This window comes from Glaciihabitans sp. GrIS 2.15 (assembly GCF_035984695.1).
In the GTDB taxonomy this organism is placed as follows: domain Bacteria; phylum Actinomycetota; class Actinomycetes; order Actinomycetales; family Microbacteriaceae; genus Lacisediminihabitans.
The window spans coordinates 224804-242013 of record NZ_JAXCHU010000001.1; the positions used below are offsets into that span (position 1 = coordinate 224804).

15 protein-coding genes and 2 tRNA genes are annotated in these 17210 nt (G+C 63.4%); 9 read left to right on the forward strand and 8 right to left on the reverse strand.

Features of this window, described 5'->3' with window-relative positions; all coding sequences use genetic code 11:
* Positions 1 to 20 precede the first annotated feature (20 nt).
* Positions 21 to 683, reverse strand: a complete 663-nt coding sequence (locus tag RCH11_RS01120) for a DedA family protein (RefSeq protein ID WP_327055145.1) — start codon at positions 681 to 683, stop codon at positions 21 to 23.
* Between the two features lie 148 nt (positions 684 to 831).
* On the opposite strand from RCH11_RS01120, the gene RCH11_RS01125 reads away from it, so the two are divergent.
* The 3 genes from RCH11_RS01125 (at position 832) to RCH11_RS01135 (ending at position 2879) form a co-directional block, all read left to right on the forward strand.
* On the forward strand, positions 832 to 1038 hold the full coding sequence (locus RCH11_RS01125) for a hypothetical protein (RefSeq protein ID WP_327055146.1): 207 nt from the start codon (positions 832 to 834) through the stop codon (positions 1036 to 1038).
* A 663-nt stretch (positions 1039 to 1701) separates the two neighbouring features.
* Positions 1702 to 2220, forward strand: coding sequence for a glycosyltransferase (locus RCH11_RS01130; RefSeq protein ID WP_327055385.1), 519 nt, complete (start codon positions 1702 to 1704; stop codon positions 2218 to 2220).
* A gap of 17 nt (positions 2221 to 2237) precedes the next feature.
* Positions 2238 to 2879: a DedA family protein gene (locus tag RCH11_RS01135; protein ID WP_327055147.1), complete on the forward strand. Its 642-nt coding sequence runs from the start codon at positions 2238 to 2240 to the stop codon at positions 2877 to 2879.
* A 323-nt stretch (positions 2880 to 3202) separates the two neighbouring features.
* Here the strand turns inward: RCH11_RS01135 and RCH11_RS01140 are convergent, their stop codons facing one another.
* The 4 genes from RCH11_RS01140 to RCH11_RS01155 form a co-directional block, all read right to left on the reverse strand.
* On the reverse strand, positions 3203 to 4996 hold the full coding sequence (locus RCH11_RS01140; protein WP_327055148.1) for a DEAD/DEAH box helicase: 1794 nt from the start codon (positions 4994 to 4996) through the stop codon (positions 3203 to 3205).
* Positions 4997 to 5134: 138 nt separating this feature from the next.
* A complete protein-coding gene (locus tag RCH11_RS01145; RefSeq protein WP_327055149.1) occupies positions 5135 to 6541 on the reverse strand; it encodes an APC family permease in 1407 nt (468 codons plus the stop codon).
* Positions 6542 to 6581: 40 nt separating this feature from the next.
* Entirely contained in the window at positions 6582 to 8231 is a 1650-nt protein-coding gene (locus RCH11_RS01150; protein WP_327055150.1) for an amidohydrolase, read from the reverse strand.
* Positions 8232 to 8510: 279 nt separating this feature from the next.
* Positions 8511 to 8963, reverse strand: coding sequence for a hypothetical protein (locus tag RCH11_RS01155; protein ID WP_327055151.1), 453 nt, complete (start codon positions 8961 to 8963; stop codon positions 8511 to 8513).
* Between the two features lie 623 nt (positions 8964 to 9586).
* On the opposite strand from RCH11_RS01155, the gene RCH11_RS01160 reads away from it, so the two are divergent.
* Positions 9587 to 11050, forward strand: a complete 1464-nt coding sequence (locus tag RCH11_RS01160) for an HNH endonuclease signature motif containing protein (RefSeq protein WP_327055152.1) — start codon at positions 9587 to 9589, stop codon at positions 11048 to 11050.
* Positions 11051 to 11133: 83 nt separating this feature from the next.
* On the opposite strand, the gene RCH11_RS01165 is transcribed toward RCH11_RS01160, so the two are convergent.
* Together RCH11_RS01165 and RCH11_RS01170 are read right to left on the reverse strand one after the other, a co-directional pair.
* On the reverse strand, positions 11134 to 11994 hold the full coding sequence (locus RCH11_RS01165) for an aminoglycoside phosphotransferase family protein (RefSeq protein WP_327055153.1): 861 nt from the start codon (positions 11992 to 11994) through the stop codon (positions 11134 to 11136).
* A gap of 16 nt (positions 11995 to 12010) precedes the next feature.
* Positions 12011 to 12081, reverse strand: a tRNA-Gly gene (locus RCH11_RS01170).
* Positions 12082 to 12240: 159 nt separating this feature from the next.
* Here RCH11_RS01170 and RCH11_RS01175 point away from each other — a divergent pair.
* From RCH11_RS01175 to RCH11_RS01185, 3 genes are all read left to right on the forward strand, one after another.
* Positions 12241 to 12314 (forward strand) — tRNA-Pro (locus RCH11_RS01175).
* A 56-nt stretch (positions 12315 to 12370) separates the two neighbouring features.
* Entirely contained in the window at positions 12371 to 13786 is a 1416-nt protein-coding gene (gene tig, locus RCH11_RS01180) for a trigger factor (protein WP_327055154.1), read from the forward strand.
* A gap of 65 nt (positions 13787 to 13851) precedes the next feature.
* Positions 13852 to 14766: a hypothetical protein gene (locus tag RCH11_RS01185; protein ID WP_327055155.1), complete on the forward strand. Its 915-nt coding sequence runs from the start codon at positions 13852 to 13854 to the stop codon at positions 14764 to 14766.
* On the opposite strand, the gene RCH11_RS01190 is transcribed toward RCH11_RS01185, so the two are convergent.
* Positions 14700 to 15341: an amino acid deaminase gene (locus RCH11_RS01190; RefSeq protein WP_327055156.1), complete on the reverse strand. Its 642-nt coding sequence runs from the start codon at positions 15339 to 15341 to the stop codon at positions 14700 to 14702. The two genes, RCH11_RS01185 and RCH11_RS01190, sit on opposite strands and share 67 nt — an antisense overlap.
* Positions 15342 to 15451: 110 nt before the next feature.
* Between RCH11_RS01190 and RCH11_RS01195 the strand changes: the two genes are divergently transcribed.
* Positions 15452 to 16225, forward strand: a complete 774-nt coding sequence (locus tag RCH11_RS01195) for an HAD family hydrolase (RefSeq protein WP_327055157.1) — start codon at positions 15452 to 15454, stop codon at positions 16223 to 16225.
* Entirely contained in the window at positions 16222 to 17208 is a 987-nt protein-coding gene (locus RCH11_RS01200) for a phosphate/phosphite/phosphonate ABC transporter substrate-binding protein (protein ID WP_327055158.1), read from the forward strand. Before RCH11_RS01195 ends, RCH11_RS01200 begins: the two co-directional genes overlap by 4 nt.
* The last annotated feature ends 2 nt before the right edge of the window (positions 17209 to 17210 follow it).

Sequence of the window (17210 nt, forward strand, 5' to 3'; positions counted from 1 at the left end):
AGCGACCCTAAACCGGTTGGTCATTCGGCATCGTGCGATGGCACAGCCCGTTTGCGCACGATGATCTCTCGCACGACGATCGGCACGACGGAAACGACCACAATTACGATCAAGACGATGTCGATGTACTGCGAGACAAAGTCGGTCACTCCCGGCACATGAGCAAGCCCGAATCCGAGAAGGATTATCAATCCGGACCAGAGTGCGGCTCCTGCGAGGTTAAATACGGTGAAAAGCCGACGTGGCATGCGTCCGACACCGGCAGCGACAGGAGCGATTGTGCGCACGACAGGTACGAATCGGGCGATCGTTACCGCGACCGGTCCGAATCGATTGAAGAAACCCTGCGTGCGACTAACGCTCTTTCGGCTGAATAGCCCGGACTCGCGGCGCTCGAAGACAGCGGGCCCCGACCTTCGCCCGATCGTGTAGCCGAGTTGGTCGCCAAGCGCCGCAGAAATGCCTACGAGGAGGATGACCAGCCAGAGCGGTTGCCGGATGGTGCCGCCAAGGGTGAGCACGCCGGTGAAGAATAAGAGGGTGTCGCCGGGAAGAAAGAACCCCACGAGTAAGCCAGTTTCGGCGAACACCGCAGCGCACACGATCACCAGGCCCCAGGCGCCGGCACCCGAGATGAGAGACTGAGGATCGAGGAGCCCCGCGGGGATGTGAAGAGGAATCATGGTGCTCCAAGTCTGCGCAAGCGGAATTTCGATAAACGTCGAAGCCGTTCGATTCTCAGGTCTTTCTTAGTTCTTGAACGACATGCTTCGCGGCGTGAAGACAAGCCCCCCGCTAGTGTGATTGCGAAGTTTCGCGCCGGTTTCTGCAGTGAAGGTGCCACAGGTCACGGCCATGTTCTGGATCGTCAAGGCGCTGACGACGGGAATGGGTGAGCCCGCCTCGGACTTTGTGGTCCGTTCGATCGAACCTGCCGTCGCTGTTCGCGTTGGTGTCGTCGTCGTCGTCACCATCGCCGTGGTTCTCCCATTTGCGGTAACCCGCTCTGTGCCCTCGGAAACGCGGCCGGGGATCTGACAGGCCGGACACTGCACCTCGGCTGCCTCGCCTCTGGCGTGCTGTTCGTCGGGGTGATCGCGATTCCCGCGCTGGGTAACCGGACCGGTGAGCACTGCTCCGGTTACAGCGGGGCGACACCTTCGTCATCGGCCGAGCTATTGGGGCCATCACCACCAATAGACGCAGAGCGCCGGCGATGCAGCGCCGTGAATTGGGTCGCCCACCATGGGCGAGACCTCTTCCGATTTCCTGAGCGTCAACCGGAGCCTCCTGTATTGCGCTCGCCTGTTGCTGCTCTTTCTGACCGGTCCCGAGGCGAATTTCACGAATTATTGCGGTTCACCACGGCGCACTCTGCACCGAAATTTCCACGGGGAGTTCAGACCGATACCCACTGTGCACACCACCCTCGAGAAGGTCATCAACTCTCAGGTCGGTTTTCTCGTCGTCACGCTTTCTCCCTGGTGCGCACTGCGTGACGGTTCTGGCAGTCCAGCCTGCCTTTTTCGGTCCCGTCTGAGAGGCCATCCCGCGTCATAAACTGGGGGAGGCGACGCGCCGGTTTTCGAAGGGAAGGTTCGAGATGGACATTTCCATGATTGTGCCCACATCCACTGGGGCAGCGAATATCCCGGAACTCGTCACGCGAATAGTTGCAGCGGAGACCCGGTTCGAGACGACATCGTCTGTGTTGATGACTCGACGGATGACACCCCACGGGCGATCGCTCGGGCAATCGCTCAGGTCGACTCCCGCGCGGATGTGTACCCGGTCCACCGGAAGAAGCCCGCTGGTGAACTATTCGGAGCGGTCGTTGCGGGGATTCGGAAAGGTACGGAGGATGGGGTCATCGTGATGGATCGGGACCTGCAACATCCGCCGGAGATGATGCCCGTCCTCGTGACTGCGGGCAAGTCCACCGGGGCAGATGTTGTTATCGCCTCCCGACACGCTCAAGGTGGTTCATCGGCTGGCCTCGATGGGTCGGCCGGCGCGATTGCATCGTTGGGAGCGGAGGTGCTCGCGTGGGCTACGTTCCCGCTCAAGTTGGGTTCGTGGTCTGATCCGATGACCGGCTTCTTTGCTGTGCGCCGCGCGTCTTTCCTCCCGGCGCTGAGATTCGGGCGTCTTTCAGGCTTCCCCGTGATCGGCGGCCTCCTCTCCCCGGCTGATCCTGGCCGTCCTGCCGCTCAGCTCTAGGGTTCGTGGGTGTCTCAATGAATCTGGTCGATGTGCTCATCGGAATTGCCGCATCCCCCTTGGCCTATGTACTTCTCGCTGCTCTTCTCATTGTTGATGGCTTTTTCCCTTTCGTCCCCGGGGAGACCGCGGTGGTCACACTGGCATCCCTGTCCGCTGCGGGCCACGGACCCCCTGTGTGGCTGGTGCTGGCGGTCGCGATTATTGCGAGCACCGCCGGAGACGCTGTCGCTTACGCGAACGGAAAGCGACTCGGTACGATGCGGTGGGCATGGATGAGGCGGCCGCGACTCGTCGCGATGTTTCGGTGGGCCGAACGGGGGCTCCTGCGCAGGCCAGTTCTCTTTCTCGTCTCCGCGAAGTTCGTACCGGTGGCTCGCGTTGCGGTGACGATGACGGCTGGCTCCTCACGGCTCCCGTTCGTTCGGTATTTGCCGATCGCCCTCCTCGCCTCAGCGGCCTACACGAGCTATCACGTGATAGTGGCAGTTTTTGCCGGATCGCTCTTTCGGAGCAATCCCCTGATCGCGGTCGTCGTGGCCATCGCGACGGTCATCGTCATAGGGACGATTGTCGAGCTTGTAGGCCGTGCAACTCGACGGCGTGGAGCGCGTCGTGCTGATCAATCAGCCCCGAAACCTGGCGACCCAATACCGTAGGGGGCCGCCCGCCTCGCCAAAACCGTGACGCCCAGAACGAGCGTGACGAAGAGTAGTCAGGGTGGGCCTGTCTGGCGCTTGGATGATAACCAGGCGAATCCTTTCATGCCGCTGACCAGCTATCGTCCAGGCGATCCAGCAACCAGTCGGGTTGATTGCCTGACAGTGACTTTTTCGACAGACAGCAGAGTGGCTTCGCTGTCGTCCACACGGTTCAGCGGAACGGGAAGGTCACGTATCGTGACGCAGCGAAGCAATCAACGGTTCATCCTCACCGGTGCGCACCAATGGTACGGGTGGGCGGCTCGGTGCGGGGCGAGGTGTTAGTCCCGGTAAGACTTGCGCGGCGGTCGATCGGCGCCGTGGTCAATTCGGGCACCCTCCGTTCGGGCTCCGTCTTTTCGTGCCCCGCCGCGATCCGGCCGGATCTCGATGAGCTTGCCACTGATGCGAGTGCCCTTCAGTTTCTCAAGCACGTTACCCGGCAGGTTCGCCGGCAGGTCGACAAGCGAGAAGTCGGGCAGGATTTTGATATGCCCGAAGTCTTCGCGGCTCAAGCCCCCCTCATTCGCGATCGCGCCCACGATCTGGCGGGGCTCCACTTTGTGGCGCTTGCCGACCTCGATGCGATAGGTCGACATCGGGCCCGCGTTGGGGCGTGCACGCCGTTCGGTGCGGTCGGCTCGTTCCGGTCGGTCGGTGCGTTCGGGGCGGTCGCCCCAGTCGGCACGTTCGGCACGGTCGTGACGCTGTCGCTCGGGGGAGAGCAACAGGGGTGTCTCGCCCTGGGCAACAATCGCGAGCGCGGCCGCGACATCCACTTCTGGCACATCGTGGTGCTCGATGTAGTGGCTGATGATGTCGCGGAAACCCGCAACGCGGTCACCCTGTCCGAGTGCCTCGGTGATCGCGTCGTCAAAGCGAGCCAGCCGAGTGACGTTGACGTCTTCGACGCTCGGAAGCTGCATCTGGGTCAGCGGCTGGCGGGTCGCCCGTTCGATCGCGTCAAGGAGGCGACGCTCGCGGGGCGTGACGAAGCTGATCGCGGCACCGCTGCGGCCTGCCCGTCCGGTGCGGCCGATGCGATGCACATATGACTCGGTGTCGATGGGGATGTCGTAGTTGATTACGTGGCTGATGCGCTCGACGTCGAGGCCGCGGGCCGCGACATCCGTTGCCACCAGGATGTCGAGCTTGCCCGACTTCAGTTGGTTCACGGTGCGTTCGCGCTGGGCTTGGGCGACGTCGCCGCTGATCGCGGCAGCGGAGTACCCGCGAGCTCGCAGTTTTTCGGCGAGGGTCTCCGTCTCGTTCTTGGTGCGCACGAACACGATCATGCCTTCGAAGTTCTCGACTTCGAGGATGCGGGTGAGGGCATCGACCTTCTGCGGATAGGACACCATCAGGTAGCGCTGCGTTGTGTTCGCCGAGGTCGTGGTCTTGTTCTCCACCGTGATCTCGGCCGGATCATGAAGATACTTTTTTGAGATGCGTCGGATCTGTGGAGGCATCGTTGCCGAGAACAATGCGACCTGCTTGTCGTCCGGGGTGTCAGCGAGAATTGTCTCGACATCCTCGGCGAAGCCCATCTTGAGCATCTCGTCTGCCTCGTCGAGCACCAAATACTTGAGCTCGGACAGGTCGAGAGTGCCCTTGGCGAGGTGGTCCATGATGCGCCCGGGGGTGCCGACGACGATGTGGACGCCGCGTCGCAGCGCAGAGAGCTGCACGCCGTAGGCCTGGCCGCCGTAAACGGGAAGCACGTGCACCCCGCGCATACCGGAGGCATATTGCTCGAACGCCTCACAGACCTGTAGTGCGAGCTCCCTCGTCGGCGCGAGCACGAGCGCCTGCGGGTTCTTCTGGGCCAGATCCAGGCGCGAGAGAATCGGGAGCGCGAACGCGGCGGTCTTCCCGGTACCGGTCTGGGCGAGGCCCACGACATCCCGACCGGTCAGCAGAGGAGGGATGGTCGCGGCCTGGATGGCCGAGGGGGTCTCGTAACCGACATCCTTGAGCGCCTTGAGTACAGCGTCGGTGAGTCCGAGTTCGGAAAAAGTCAGGGTGGCGGGGGCAGCGTCTGCCTCGCTTGGCATGGTGGTGTCAGGAGGCGTCATGGTTCAAAGGTAATCGTTCCCCGGCGAGGTCAACGCCCGCGCAAGTACTGACCGGATTCGGAGCGAACAGGCCATAACGACAAATTGCTGCCCGGGGAATCTCCCGTGCCAGCATTTCGTCCGGGGCGAAGCCGCTCGTTACAGCGAGTCCGAGAACTCGACCTCTGGCGCCTTCTTCCGGAAGCCCTTCGTCATGAAGAGGAGATAGACGAACCCGGCGCCAAGCCAGATCAGCCCAATCGTGAAGGCACTCGCCGTGAGGCTGGTCCAGATCCAGATAGTCAGGAGGAAACCCACCCCGGGAAGCACGCCGTAGAGCAACACGTCCCGGCCACTGCGGCGCTTCTCATCCCAGAGGTAGCGCTTGATGACCGACAGGTTGACCACCGAGAATGCGGCAAGAGCGCCAAAGCTCACCACCGAGAACAGCAGGTCGACGTTGGCATTCACCCCAATAATCGAGATTACCGAGATCACCAGAATCGAAATCACCGGCGTCTTGAACCGAGCCGAGAGCGTGCCGAAGATGCGCCTGGGTAGAATGCCGTCTCGCCCCATGCTGTACATGATTCGCGAAACGGATGCCTGGGAGGCGATTGCCGACCCGGTCGCACCGGCGACATAGGCGGCAATGAAGAAGATATTGAGGAAATCGCCGCCAGCCTTGGCCATGACCTCACTCGCGGCGGATACCGGGTCCTTGAATGCCGTACCGGGGAACACGAGTTGGCTGATGAAGGCAAGCACCAAAAACAGCAGGCCGGCCCCGACCGTAGCGATGATAATCGCCCGCGGAATGTCTCGCTTCGGGTTTTTGGCCTCTTCGGCCAGGGTGGAAATGGCATCAAACCCAAGAAAGGAGAGGCAGAGCACCGCGGCGCCGGTCATCAGCGCGGGGAACGTGACGTTCTTCCCTCCGTCACCCACGAACGGGGCGGCCAGGTCGATGCTGTGGCTCCCGGAGAAGATGAAGGCAACGGCGATCGCGACGAACACGGCGATGAAGATGAATTGAACCAGCACGATGATGTTGCTTGCTCTGGCCACCGAGGCGATTCCGACGATGTTCAGCACCGTCACCAGCAGAATGCAAGCCACCACGAAGACCCAGGCTGGCACGACCGGGAACAGGATGTTCAGGTAGATCCCGATAACGAGATAGTTCACCAGTGGCAACAGGACGTAGTCGAGCAGGAGAGCCAAGCCGGCGAGGAATCCAATGCTCGGGCCGAAGCTCTTGCTCGCGTAGGCATAGGCGGAACCGGCAACGGGGTACACCTTCACCATCGCGGCATAGGAGAGCGCGGTGAAGATCATCGCCGCGAGGGTGACAATGTAGGCCAGCGAGGTTCGGCCACCAGTATTGGCCGAAACCACGCCGTAGGTGGTGAAAACGGTCAGTGGAACCATGTAGACGAGCCCGAAAAAGACGAGGGACGGAAGCCCGAGCACCCGTCGGAGGGTGGTTCCCTGCGCGCTGTGAACATGGTCACTCGAGCGTGCAGGCGGCACATTGGCGGTTCCGGATAAAGGACTGGACATCATTGTTTCCTTGCTGGGTATGGGTATCGATGACAGGGAAAAGTCAGGGGGTCGCGAACGTCTCGCGGCCGGCCAGCCAGGTGCGTACCACCGCGATTTCGGTGAGCGCAACAGCGGATGCCGCCGCTCGCGGGTCTCGATCGAGAAACGCGAGATCGGCGCTATGCCCCACGCGGAGAGTTCCCCAGGGCCGCTCGGCGAGATCGGCAAATGCCTGGGCAGCGACGCCGGCGGTGTAGGCCGAGAGCGCCTGGGTCAGGGTGAGCTTCTCCGCCGGGGTCCATCCGTCGACCGGCAGATCCTCGATGGTCTGGCGCGTTGTCGCAACGCGGATGCCCTCAAAGGGTCGCGGCGAAGAACACGGCCAGTCCGAGCCGAACGACAGCGTTGCTCCGGTGTCGCGGAGGGTCGCGAGCGGGTACTGGCGGTCTGAGCGCTCATCGCCAAGCCGGGGAACCGTCAATACGGTCATGAGGTCGTCGAGTTGGGCCCAGAGCGGTTGAGCGTTGACGATGACTCCGAGCTCGGCAAACCGGGGGATGTCTGCCGGGTCTACGAGTTGCACATGCGTGAGCACCGGTCTGCGGTCCCGCTCGCCGTTGCGTGCCCGTGCGTTGTCGATCGCGTTGAGCGCCGATCGCACGGCCGCGTCTCCGATCGTGTGAATGTGCACCTGGAAGCCGGCGGCATCCACTGCCTGGACCGCGGCAGAGAGCGCAGCAGGCTGCCAGACAGCCATCCCGTGATGGTGAGGGTCGCTGTGGTACGGCTCGAGCAGATCTGCTGTGGCATTCTCGACTACACCGTCGGCGAAGAACTTGATGGTGTCTGCGGTGAGCAGTGGATGTTTCAGCCGCACGATGCGCTCGCGCGCGGCGAGCAGCTCCGGGAGTTGCTGTGGCCAGCGCAATGGGTCCGCGCGCAGTGCCAGGTTGCAGCGGGTTGAGAGCAGACCGCCCGCCGCCGCAGCGACATAGACATCGATGTCGTCCGGTTCGACCCAGGCATCCTGAATCCAGGTGAACCCGAGACTGGCGTAGTACGTGGTCGCACGATGAAGCGCGACAACGCGGGCATCGAGCGGAAGCTGCGGCACCACCGCAGCGATGAGATCGACGGCTCCCCACTCGCGCATGGTGCCGAGAGGTTCACCATCCGCACGGCGCGGAATCTCGCCAAGCTCGGGTTCGGGGGATGACGCGGTGACCCCGGCGAGGTGCAGCGCACGCGAATTGCACCAGACGGTGTGGTAATCCCACGACCGCAGCATCACCGGACGATCGGCGACAGCCTCGTCGAGCCACCGCGCATCGAAAAGGCCGTCGGGGGCGAGGCTGCTGTCGTAGGAAGCCCCGATGATCCATTCAACGTCGGGATGTTCCGCCGCCCAGCGTCCCACCTCAGCCACGATTTCGGCGACGGTGGTGCAGCGCCGAACCTGGGGACCGTCCGATTCCAAAGCACCAAATAGCGGATGCGCGTGGCCCTCGCCGAAGGCGGGCATCAGAAAACCGCCGGCGAGATCGACGACCTCTGGGCTGGTGGTGGTCGCCCACTCGAGAGCATCGTGATCGAAGGCTGTGATCACCCCGTCAACGATCGCGACCGCGCTGTGGTCACAGTCTCCGTCGATGCCGCTCCAGATTGCTCCGCCTCGGATGAGTATCGAGTGAAGGGTCGAAGAATCGTGCACGTCGTTGTGTCCTTTAACTTCGTGAAGCCATACGGGTGCCCAGAGTCTAATCAGTCAAGCGAGCATTGTTTGCCCAACACGACTGCCCGCTCATAGCCTCGTTTTCCGCAATTGTTACTCACAGTCCGGCAGCTCGAGTTTCACGATTGTGACATCGGCAGGTGCTCGTAAATGGGCGTATTGTCGGCGTTTCTTCACTGGCGTGATACTGAGCGCCTGCGGTGCTGTCGAATGGGGGTGTGCGGGTGGTGGGCTCACGTTCGCCCAAGCCGCTTGGCACTACTCCGTCCACAACTCCGGCGGTTGTGCTTCGTGGTGAGGCGCACCGTGTGTGCGGCGGTCTTCCTTCATCTCGGCCTCATAAAGGTGGCGCCTCCCGCCCACGAGGTCCTGTCGGGCATCGTTTTCGGCATCTCTGAGGGGGGCGTAATAGTTTTCGTCGTAATCCTCAACGATTTGGAAGGTCCATCGTCCGTCGATGACATTCCGCCCGACGATTTTCTGTTCGAGTTCGTCGGCGATGGTGTGGTGCCCCGCCACTCTCATCAGCCGGGCAGCTTCTCCCAGTGCCAGGTCCGCTCTTCCCGTCAGCCGATGGAAGCCGTACAAGAGCCCTCGAGCGTGTTCGACGACTTCAAACGCCTCTGACAACTTCCCCAGGGCTTCGACGGTCTCATCGGATACACCGGAGGGACGTCGATGCGCGTCATCCGGCCCATTGTTTACGCTCATTCCCGCCGACCTCCCGCTTCGTGCAGCTACGGTCCTTTCCCGCCTGCGTTATCTTGATGAAACTCTCGAACCGCCCATTTTTGAAGGGGCAGAAGTTCGAATGCAGGGTTTCGACGTCACCCTGGTCGAGTATTTCCGCCGAATGCTCGCGCATCACCACCCGTCTGGCGGCGGTTCTTCGGTGGGATTGGGCTGGCGCGGGAGACATCGACGATCCGATGAGCGGCGGACGTGTGGAACTTGGCCTGGGTGCTGGATGGTGGGAACGCGAGCATGCGGCCACCGGCATCGAATTGCCCGGTAACCACCAACGTTTCGATCGACTTGCGCAGCAGCTGGAAATTCTTGGCGGTCTCTGGAGGGCCCCGGTGGGGAGATCTATGATGCCGTCGCCGACCGTGAACATCTCGATTATTTCGCGTGCGAGGTCGGGCAACGGGTGCCGCACGGGACGATATCGAGCCGGTTCGGACCGGGTGGGTCGCCGCGCGAGGGTATCGGGATTCGCCGTCCCTTGCCCGTTCTTCTCCTTCCCAGTTTCGTATGAGCAATCCTGCTCACGTGTTCTCTGGTTCCCGGCTGAATCGGCGCGGAATGTCGGTGGTGTGGTGTGGGATTCGGTTATGGAAACCACCGCGACGACCGTCTCCGGGCTGGATCGCGGGCCGGGTTCCCTGCTGCTGAACGCGTCCTCGGTGCTCCCAGCTTCTGTTGCACTCCCAGCTGCTGTTGCACTCCCAGCGTCTGTTGCACTCCCTGCTGCTCTAGCGGCCAGTTTTCTCGACACGATGGGCGAGTTGATCGACGATGTGGTCGAGGCCGATCGGGTGATCGCGCGGGCCGCAGCCACGCGGGCCGCGCTGATCGACCAGGCACGCAGTTGGAGTGAGGCCACCGCCTCCCTGATGGCTGCGGACACGTCCCTGGTTCGCCGGTGGTCTGCCTCCCATGTGGCCCGGCGGTCTTTGGTGAGCGAGCTTGCTGCGGCTCTGCGCCTGCCGGAGCGCAGCACCGAGACTCTCATCGAAGAGAGCCGGTCGCTGCTGCGGGAGTTACCCGCGACCATGACGGCCCTCACCGAGGGACAGATCAGTTACCGCCACGCGCAAGTGATGATCGACCACGCCAACTCCCTTCCCGCCGAGTCCCGCCGGGCCTTCGAGGAGTCCGCGCTCCCGTTCGCTCTGAAACTCACCGTGAGCCGGTTCGAATACCGGGCTCGCATGGTGCGGGAGCGCACCCATCCGGAGTCCATCGAGGTGCGGCACAGCAACTGCCGGGACAAGCGTGAGCTGAGGTTGGATCCGACCCGGGATGGCATGGCCTGGCTCACCGCGTACCTTCCCGCGGTCAACGCCCACGCCATCTACACCCGCATGACAGATATCGCAGCCGACCTCCAAGGCCCGGACGAGGGGCGCACCCTCACCCAGTTGCGGGCCGATGTCTTCTGCGACCTGCTCATCGACGGCCAAACCGATACTGGACCCGATGCTGCACCCGATGCTGCGTCGGATGCCGCGTCGGATGCCGCGTCGGATGCTAACTCCGGTACTGCAGCCGGTGCCGCGCACTCCTCCCGGCGGGGTCTTGGGCGGGGCATCCGTGCTCGTGTGCTGATCACCGTGCCAGTGCTCACCCTCCTCGGCCACGGCACGGAGCCGGCGGTCCTGGAGGGTTACGGTCCGATCGACCTCGATACCGCCCGGAACCTTGCCGCCGATGCCCCCGGTTTCGTGAGAATTCTCACCCACCCCGAGACCGGCGCGGTGCTGTCCCTCGGCCGTGATCGGTACACGATCCCACCGGACCTGCGGGCCTGGCTACGGATGCGGGACGAAACCTGCCGGGCGCCCGGATGTGGTGCCCCGGCCCGGCGTTGCGACCTGGACCATACGAAAGATTGGCAGTATCACGGGCCCTCGAACCACGACAATCTTGCCCACCTCTGCCCGAAACACCACGACCAGAAACACCACACCCGGTGGACGGTCGAACACCTCGGCGACGGCGACCTCGAATGGACCTCCCCCACCAGACACCGATACATCACCGAACCAGCAACCCGCATCGCCGCGGCACCCTGACCGAACCGAGCAGACCAAACCACGTGCAGATCGAGATCGAGCGTAGCCATCGCGCCACCAGCCCGGCAGCAAAAGGCCCGGCCTCAGCCTCCGAGCTCACCCAGTATGTGTAGTGATGTCGCCGCCATTGCAGGGAACGTGTTCCGGTAGTACGGCAGGGCAATCGCGGCCTGGGACAGTGCCCATCCTCGGCCGCGATCCCATTCGTGGTCATCAATGCCCAGTAGTTCGCGAAAGATTTCTCGAGAAGCTGCCGGGAGCATGCTCCAGCCCGCCATGAGATCGCAGGCCGGATCACCGACTCCCGCGGCCGCGAAGTCGAGGATGCCGCTGAGCCGTCCTTCCAACGTCAGCACGTTGCCGGAGAGCAGATCACAATGAGCCCATACGGGAGCGCCAGCCCACGATGGGGCGTCCAAGGCACGTTGCCAGAGCAGGAGAAGCTCGGGGACACGGACGAGATCGCCGACCTGAGACAGACATTTCCTGACCTCGCTGTCGAGCGGATGGAGGGGACCGCAACGGTATCCGGCGGGAGCGCCGATGGGCTCGAGACGCCGCATGTCGGTGATGAAGACGGCGAGATCGAATGCCAGCTCGTCGGCATTCTCGAGCTCACCGGGCACCACCATGTCGCCCTCAAGCCAATTGAGTACCAGCCAGGGCAGGGGATACGCGGATGTCGGCTCGCCGATTCCGAGCACGGACGGGATCGCGACATCCAGTTCCCGCGCGATTTTCGGCAGCCACTCGGCCTCGAAGCCGATTCCGGTCGAGTCCGGCACGAATGGCAGTCGCACCACCATCGAATCGCCGAGCCGGTACATTGCGTTGACGGTTCCCGTCGCGGCGAGCGACACTGGCAGGCTGGCCCAGTTCGGAAACTGGTCCCGTACCAGACGGCGGACGAGTTGCTCGTCTACAGGGACCTCGTCTGCATGCATCCGGGTGATCATGGGGAGGGGATGACGGGAATCGAACCCGCGCCATCAGTTTGGAAAACTGAGGCTCTACCATTGAGCTACATCCCCAGTGGCTTCCGGCCTAGGCCGATTGCGCGGTTTTAACCTTATTACATGAGGGGGGATGCGAGAACCAGCGCGAAGAAACGGTGCGATAGGCTTGCCGAGGCCTATTTTCCGGCGCTTAGCAGCGTTGCGTCGCCGGGTCATCGGGCCAGACGGGCCCATCGGGATGTAGCTCAGCTTGGTAGAGTGCTCGGTTTGGGGCCGAGATGTCGCAGGTTCGACTCCTGTCATCCCGACAGAAACCGCACAACCCACACATTGCACGCCCTAGAGAGCAAGCAGGAGAACCAACGTGAAGACCACGGTCGAGAAGTTGAGCCCGACACGAGTGAAGCTGAGCATTTCAGTCACTCCCGACGAGCTCAAGCCCAGCATTGATCACGCGTATACCCACATCGCGGAGTCGGTCAACATCCCGGGCTTTCGCAAGGGCAAGGTTCCGCCGCCCATCATCGACCAGCGAGTCGGCCGCGACGAGGTACTCAACCATGCGGTGAGCGACGGCCTCGACAAGTTCTACCGCCAGGCCATCGAAGAGCAGAAGATCCGTCCGCTTGGTCGCCCCGAGGCGGATGTCACTGGCCTCCCCAGCACGAAGGACTTTTCCGGCGACCTCGAGGTGACCGTCGAAGTGGACGTGCGTCCCGAGTTCACCGTGCCAAGCCTTGAGGGCATCGTCCTGACCGTCGACGCGATCGAGGTGACGGATGACGAGGTCGAGACCGAGTTGCACAACCTGCTTTCGCGTTTCGGCACTCTGATTACGGTCGACCGGCCCGCTGCCACCGGTGATTTCGCCCAGATCGATCTCGTCGCCACCATCGCCGGCAACGAGGTCGACACCGCTAACGCAATTTCGTACGAGGTCGGCTCCGGCGACCTCATTGACGGCATCGACGAGGCCCTCGACGGCCTCAGCGCCGGCGAGACGACGGTCTTCGAGTCCAAGCTTCTCGGCGGTGACAACGAGGGCGAATCCGCAGAGATCACCGTCAAGCTCCTCGCCGTGAAGGAGCGCGAGCTTCCGACCGCAGACGATGATTTCGCCCAGATCGCCAGCCAGTTCGACACGATTGGCGAGCTCACAGACGACATCAAGGCGCAGGTGAGCCGCTCGAAGGTCTTCGGCCAGGGCACCCAGGCACGCGACCAGGTGGTCGATAAGCTGCTCGAAAGCGTCGAGATTCCGGTTCCCCCGCAGCTCGTGCTCGACGAGGTGCAGCGTCACCTCGAAAACGAGAACCGCCTCGAGGATGACGAACACCGCGCCGAGGTCACCGAATCGAGCGAGAAGACCTTCCGCAGCCAAATTCTGCTCGACACGATTGCCGAGGCCGAAGAGGTCAAGGTCAGCCAGGACGAGCTCACCCAGTACCTGATTCAGGGCGCGGCCCAGTACAACATGGAGCCGGGCGAGTTCATCAAGGTTCTCGACTCCAACGGCCAGATTCCCGGAATGATCGGTGAGGTCGCCCGCGGTAAGGCGCTGGCAATCGTGCTCTCGAAGGCCAAGGTCGTCGACTCCAATGGCGTCGAGGTCGACATGACCGAATTCACCGCTCCCGTTACCGGCTCGGCCGAGGACGGCGATTTCGTCGAGGCGAGCGCTGGAACCGAAGCCGGGCATGACGGGCACAGCCACGGCGGCGCGAACGACGAACACGGACGTTCTGCGAACAACGAACACTACGGTCACGATCACAAGTAGTTTGACTTTTTTATCCGCCGCGTTCGACGGCGCTCGCATCACCGTCGAACACGGGGGTAATTAGCATGCTCAATCTCGGTCTGCTCTTCGACGTGGACGGCCCTCTCGCGAGCCCGGTGAGCCGCAGCATCCGCATCCCCAGCATCCTCGACGACCTCGTGGCTCTCACCTCGGCGGGTGTGCCGATCGCCTTCGTCACGGGGCGCTCGGACACGTTCATCCGCGACCAGGTGATCGCGCCCCTGCTCCAGGTCGGACTCGCGGCTGCCCTGGCAACACCGGGCGCACGGATGTTCGGCGTGTTCGAGAAGGGCGCATCCTGGGCGCCGATTACGAGCGCAGGAATGGGAGAGGTGACTGTCGAAGAAAGCGTCGCGTTGCCGGCCTCGATTGTCGACGCGGTGCGATCGCTCGTGGCCGATGGATTCTCCGACACGATGTTCTTCGACGAGACAAAGCGCGCGATGATCTCGGTCGAACAGCGCACCGACGTCACTGCCGAGACGTACCAGCATGCACAGTCCTGGTTCAACGATGCCGCCTTCGCCCTTATCGCTGCCGCCGGGCTTGGGGTGAAGCTGGGAACCCGATCGGCTCCGGATGCTGCAGGCAACGTGCCGTTCCGACTCGATCCCACCATCATCTCGACCGACATCGAGTCAGTACTACTCGATAAAGACCGGGGTGCCGCGCGTGCTCTCGATTATTTCGCCAGGCTCGGAACCCTGCCGACCCTCTGGCGGTCGATCGGTGATTCTCGAAGCGACTATCTCATGGCCGACCACCTGCACGGAGCGGGCTACGACGTGGCGCACGTGGACGTGCGGCCCGCCGACGGTATTCTCGAGCGGCCGTATCGCGTGATCGTGGAGGGCGACGCGATCCACGACGAGGCGGGTGCCGCCTTCCTCGGTTATTGGGTGCGCAAGCTCGCAGCGAGAGGCGACCGCGGCGACAGCGTGGACGTCGCCGCGTTGTAGCGCAGCCTCGGCGGCTGGTCCACGAGCGACTGTCGGAAGGATGCGGATACCGCCACCAGCGGGAACGCCGTGATCACCCGCATCCGCCCGCCTTCGCGCACGCCGTAAAGCACGGCGGCGGACTCCGGTATACCCACCAGCACAGTGCGAACCTCCGTCGCGCCCTCGATGGACTCCTGGTCGAGCACCAGCAGGGCATCCTTCGGGGGTTCGATGAGGCGGGGGAGCACTGCGGCAGTCACCCGGGAGAGCAGCGTTCCGGTACCGATCGGGAGAAATGCCTCGCGTGGCAGGCCGAGGGTGAGGGCGAGCGCACCGTTCAGCCACCGGTCACGTTTGAGGCCGTAGGGCGTCGGCACCGTCGAGAGCAGGTACCCGTAGACGTGGAGCAGACCGGCGTTGGCGATCGGCCAGACGGCATTCAGTCCGGCGAGCGCGTGGAGGCGTTCGAACTCGTCGCGGGGGATCACCGGGGTGTCGATATTCTCGTCGATCACCGTCGACAGCCCCCAGTCGTCGAAGGCTCCCGATACGGCATCCGCCCTCACGTGGTCATCGATCGTCTCAGGCGGCACCTCACTATCGTACGGATGGGCATACGCAGCGGTCACCGATGATTTGCACGCTGTTCACCTGCCAAGGGTCGTTTCGTCGCTGTAATAGTCATACTGTGGACAGTGCGTCCATGAGGGGTCGCGGAAACGGGGAGACCGACGTGGCACAGCACGGGAAGGTGATGGTGTTCGACTTCGACGGCACAGTGTCGCTCGGGGATGGACCCGTGCGCTCCTACGCTCGCTTCGTCGCGGCCGGACTCGAGCGGGGCGAACGCGCATCGTTTCTCGCCGACATCGAGGCCGGCCTCGCCGGTGTTCTGCCCGGCGACCTCGACCCGCTCGACGGGTACGACCTGGTGCGCCTGCTGTCGGAATCGTTCGCCGTGACGGATGCCGCCCACTCGGCCGCCTACGCCTCCAGCCGAGCCGAGCTCGCCAGCGCCGCCGCCCCCGTCATCGCCCCTTTCGGGCTCGCTGGCTTTCTGGCGGGGGCGCGAAAGAATGCTCTGCTGGTCCTGGCCACGAACGCCCCGGAGACACGCATCGCGGAGGCGCTCGACTCCCTCGGCCTCGAGGGCGCGTTCGACGCGGTGCGCACCGCGGTGGGCAAGCCCGCCGGACTCGACTCGATCCTCGACGAGCTGCTCGCCGACTCGACGGTCGCGGATCCCGCGGAGGCGCTCGTGAGCATCGGGGATGTCTGGACCAACGACCTCGATCCCGCCTACCGTCGCGGGGCCACGACCGCCCTGGTCGGGCCTCGAGCGGATGCCGGGGCGACCCCGACTCTGCGCGCCGTCTCCCTCGAAGAGCTCTATCCCCTGCTCTCCGCCTGGCTCGAACCGCCACACCGCACCACCTCCACCGCATCGTCCACTCTCGAAACGAAGGTAGAAAAGTGATCTCCAGAACGGCACTCCTCCGCTCAACGGTCGCACTGGCTGCAGTTGCAGTCACCGCGGTCACCCTCTCGGGATGCTCGGCCCCGGCCGGCTCCACCACCAACACGAGCGCGGCCAAGGATCCGACCTCGCTCACCCTCGCGCTCGTGCCGTCCCAGGACCAGGCCGGTCTCGTCGACACCGCGAAGCCCCTTACCGACATGCTCACCAAGGCGCTGAAGATGCCCGTGACCGGGGTGGTGTCGAAGGACTACCAGGCCGCGGTCGAGGCGATGGGTGCCGGCCAGGCGCAGATCGGGTTCCTACCCTCCCTACAGTTGTGGCAGGCGAGCGACCGGTACGGCGCATCCGTCGTGCTGCAGACCGAGCGCAATGGCAACATCACTTATCCCGCCCAGTTCATGACCAACAACCCCGACAAGTACTGCACGGGCAAACCGGTCGAGCGTGACGGCAAGCTGTTCTGCAACGGGACCGATGCCCTCACCGGGCCGGCAGGACTCTCCTCCATCAAGAAGGTCAGAGGGGCAAAAGTCGCCGTTCTCGGCCCGGGATCCCCGGCTGGCTACATCTACCCGATCCTCGCGCTGAAGAATGCGGGGCTCAACACCGACACCGACATCGAGAAGATCCCGGTCACCGCGAATGACGCTTCGGTACTCGCCGTCTACAACGGCGACGCCGAGGTCGGTTTCAGCTTCTGGGACGCGCGGGACATCGTGAAGCGTGATAAGCCCGACGTGGGAAAGAAAGTGGTGGTCTTCGCGCTCACCGACGAGATCCCCAACGATGGAGTAGCGCTCACCAAGGACCTCTCGCCGAAGCTGCAGGACAGGATCACCGCGGCGCTCAAAGATTACTCGGCCACCCCGGAAGGATCGAAAGTGCTCACCTCGATTTACTCGATCACCAAGCTCGCACCGGCGAACCCCAAGACCCTCACCGTGGTCGCGGACGCCGCCGCCAAGCTCGGACTGCAGTAATC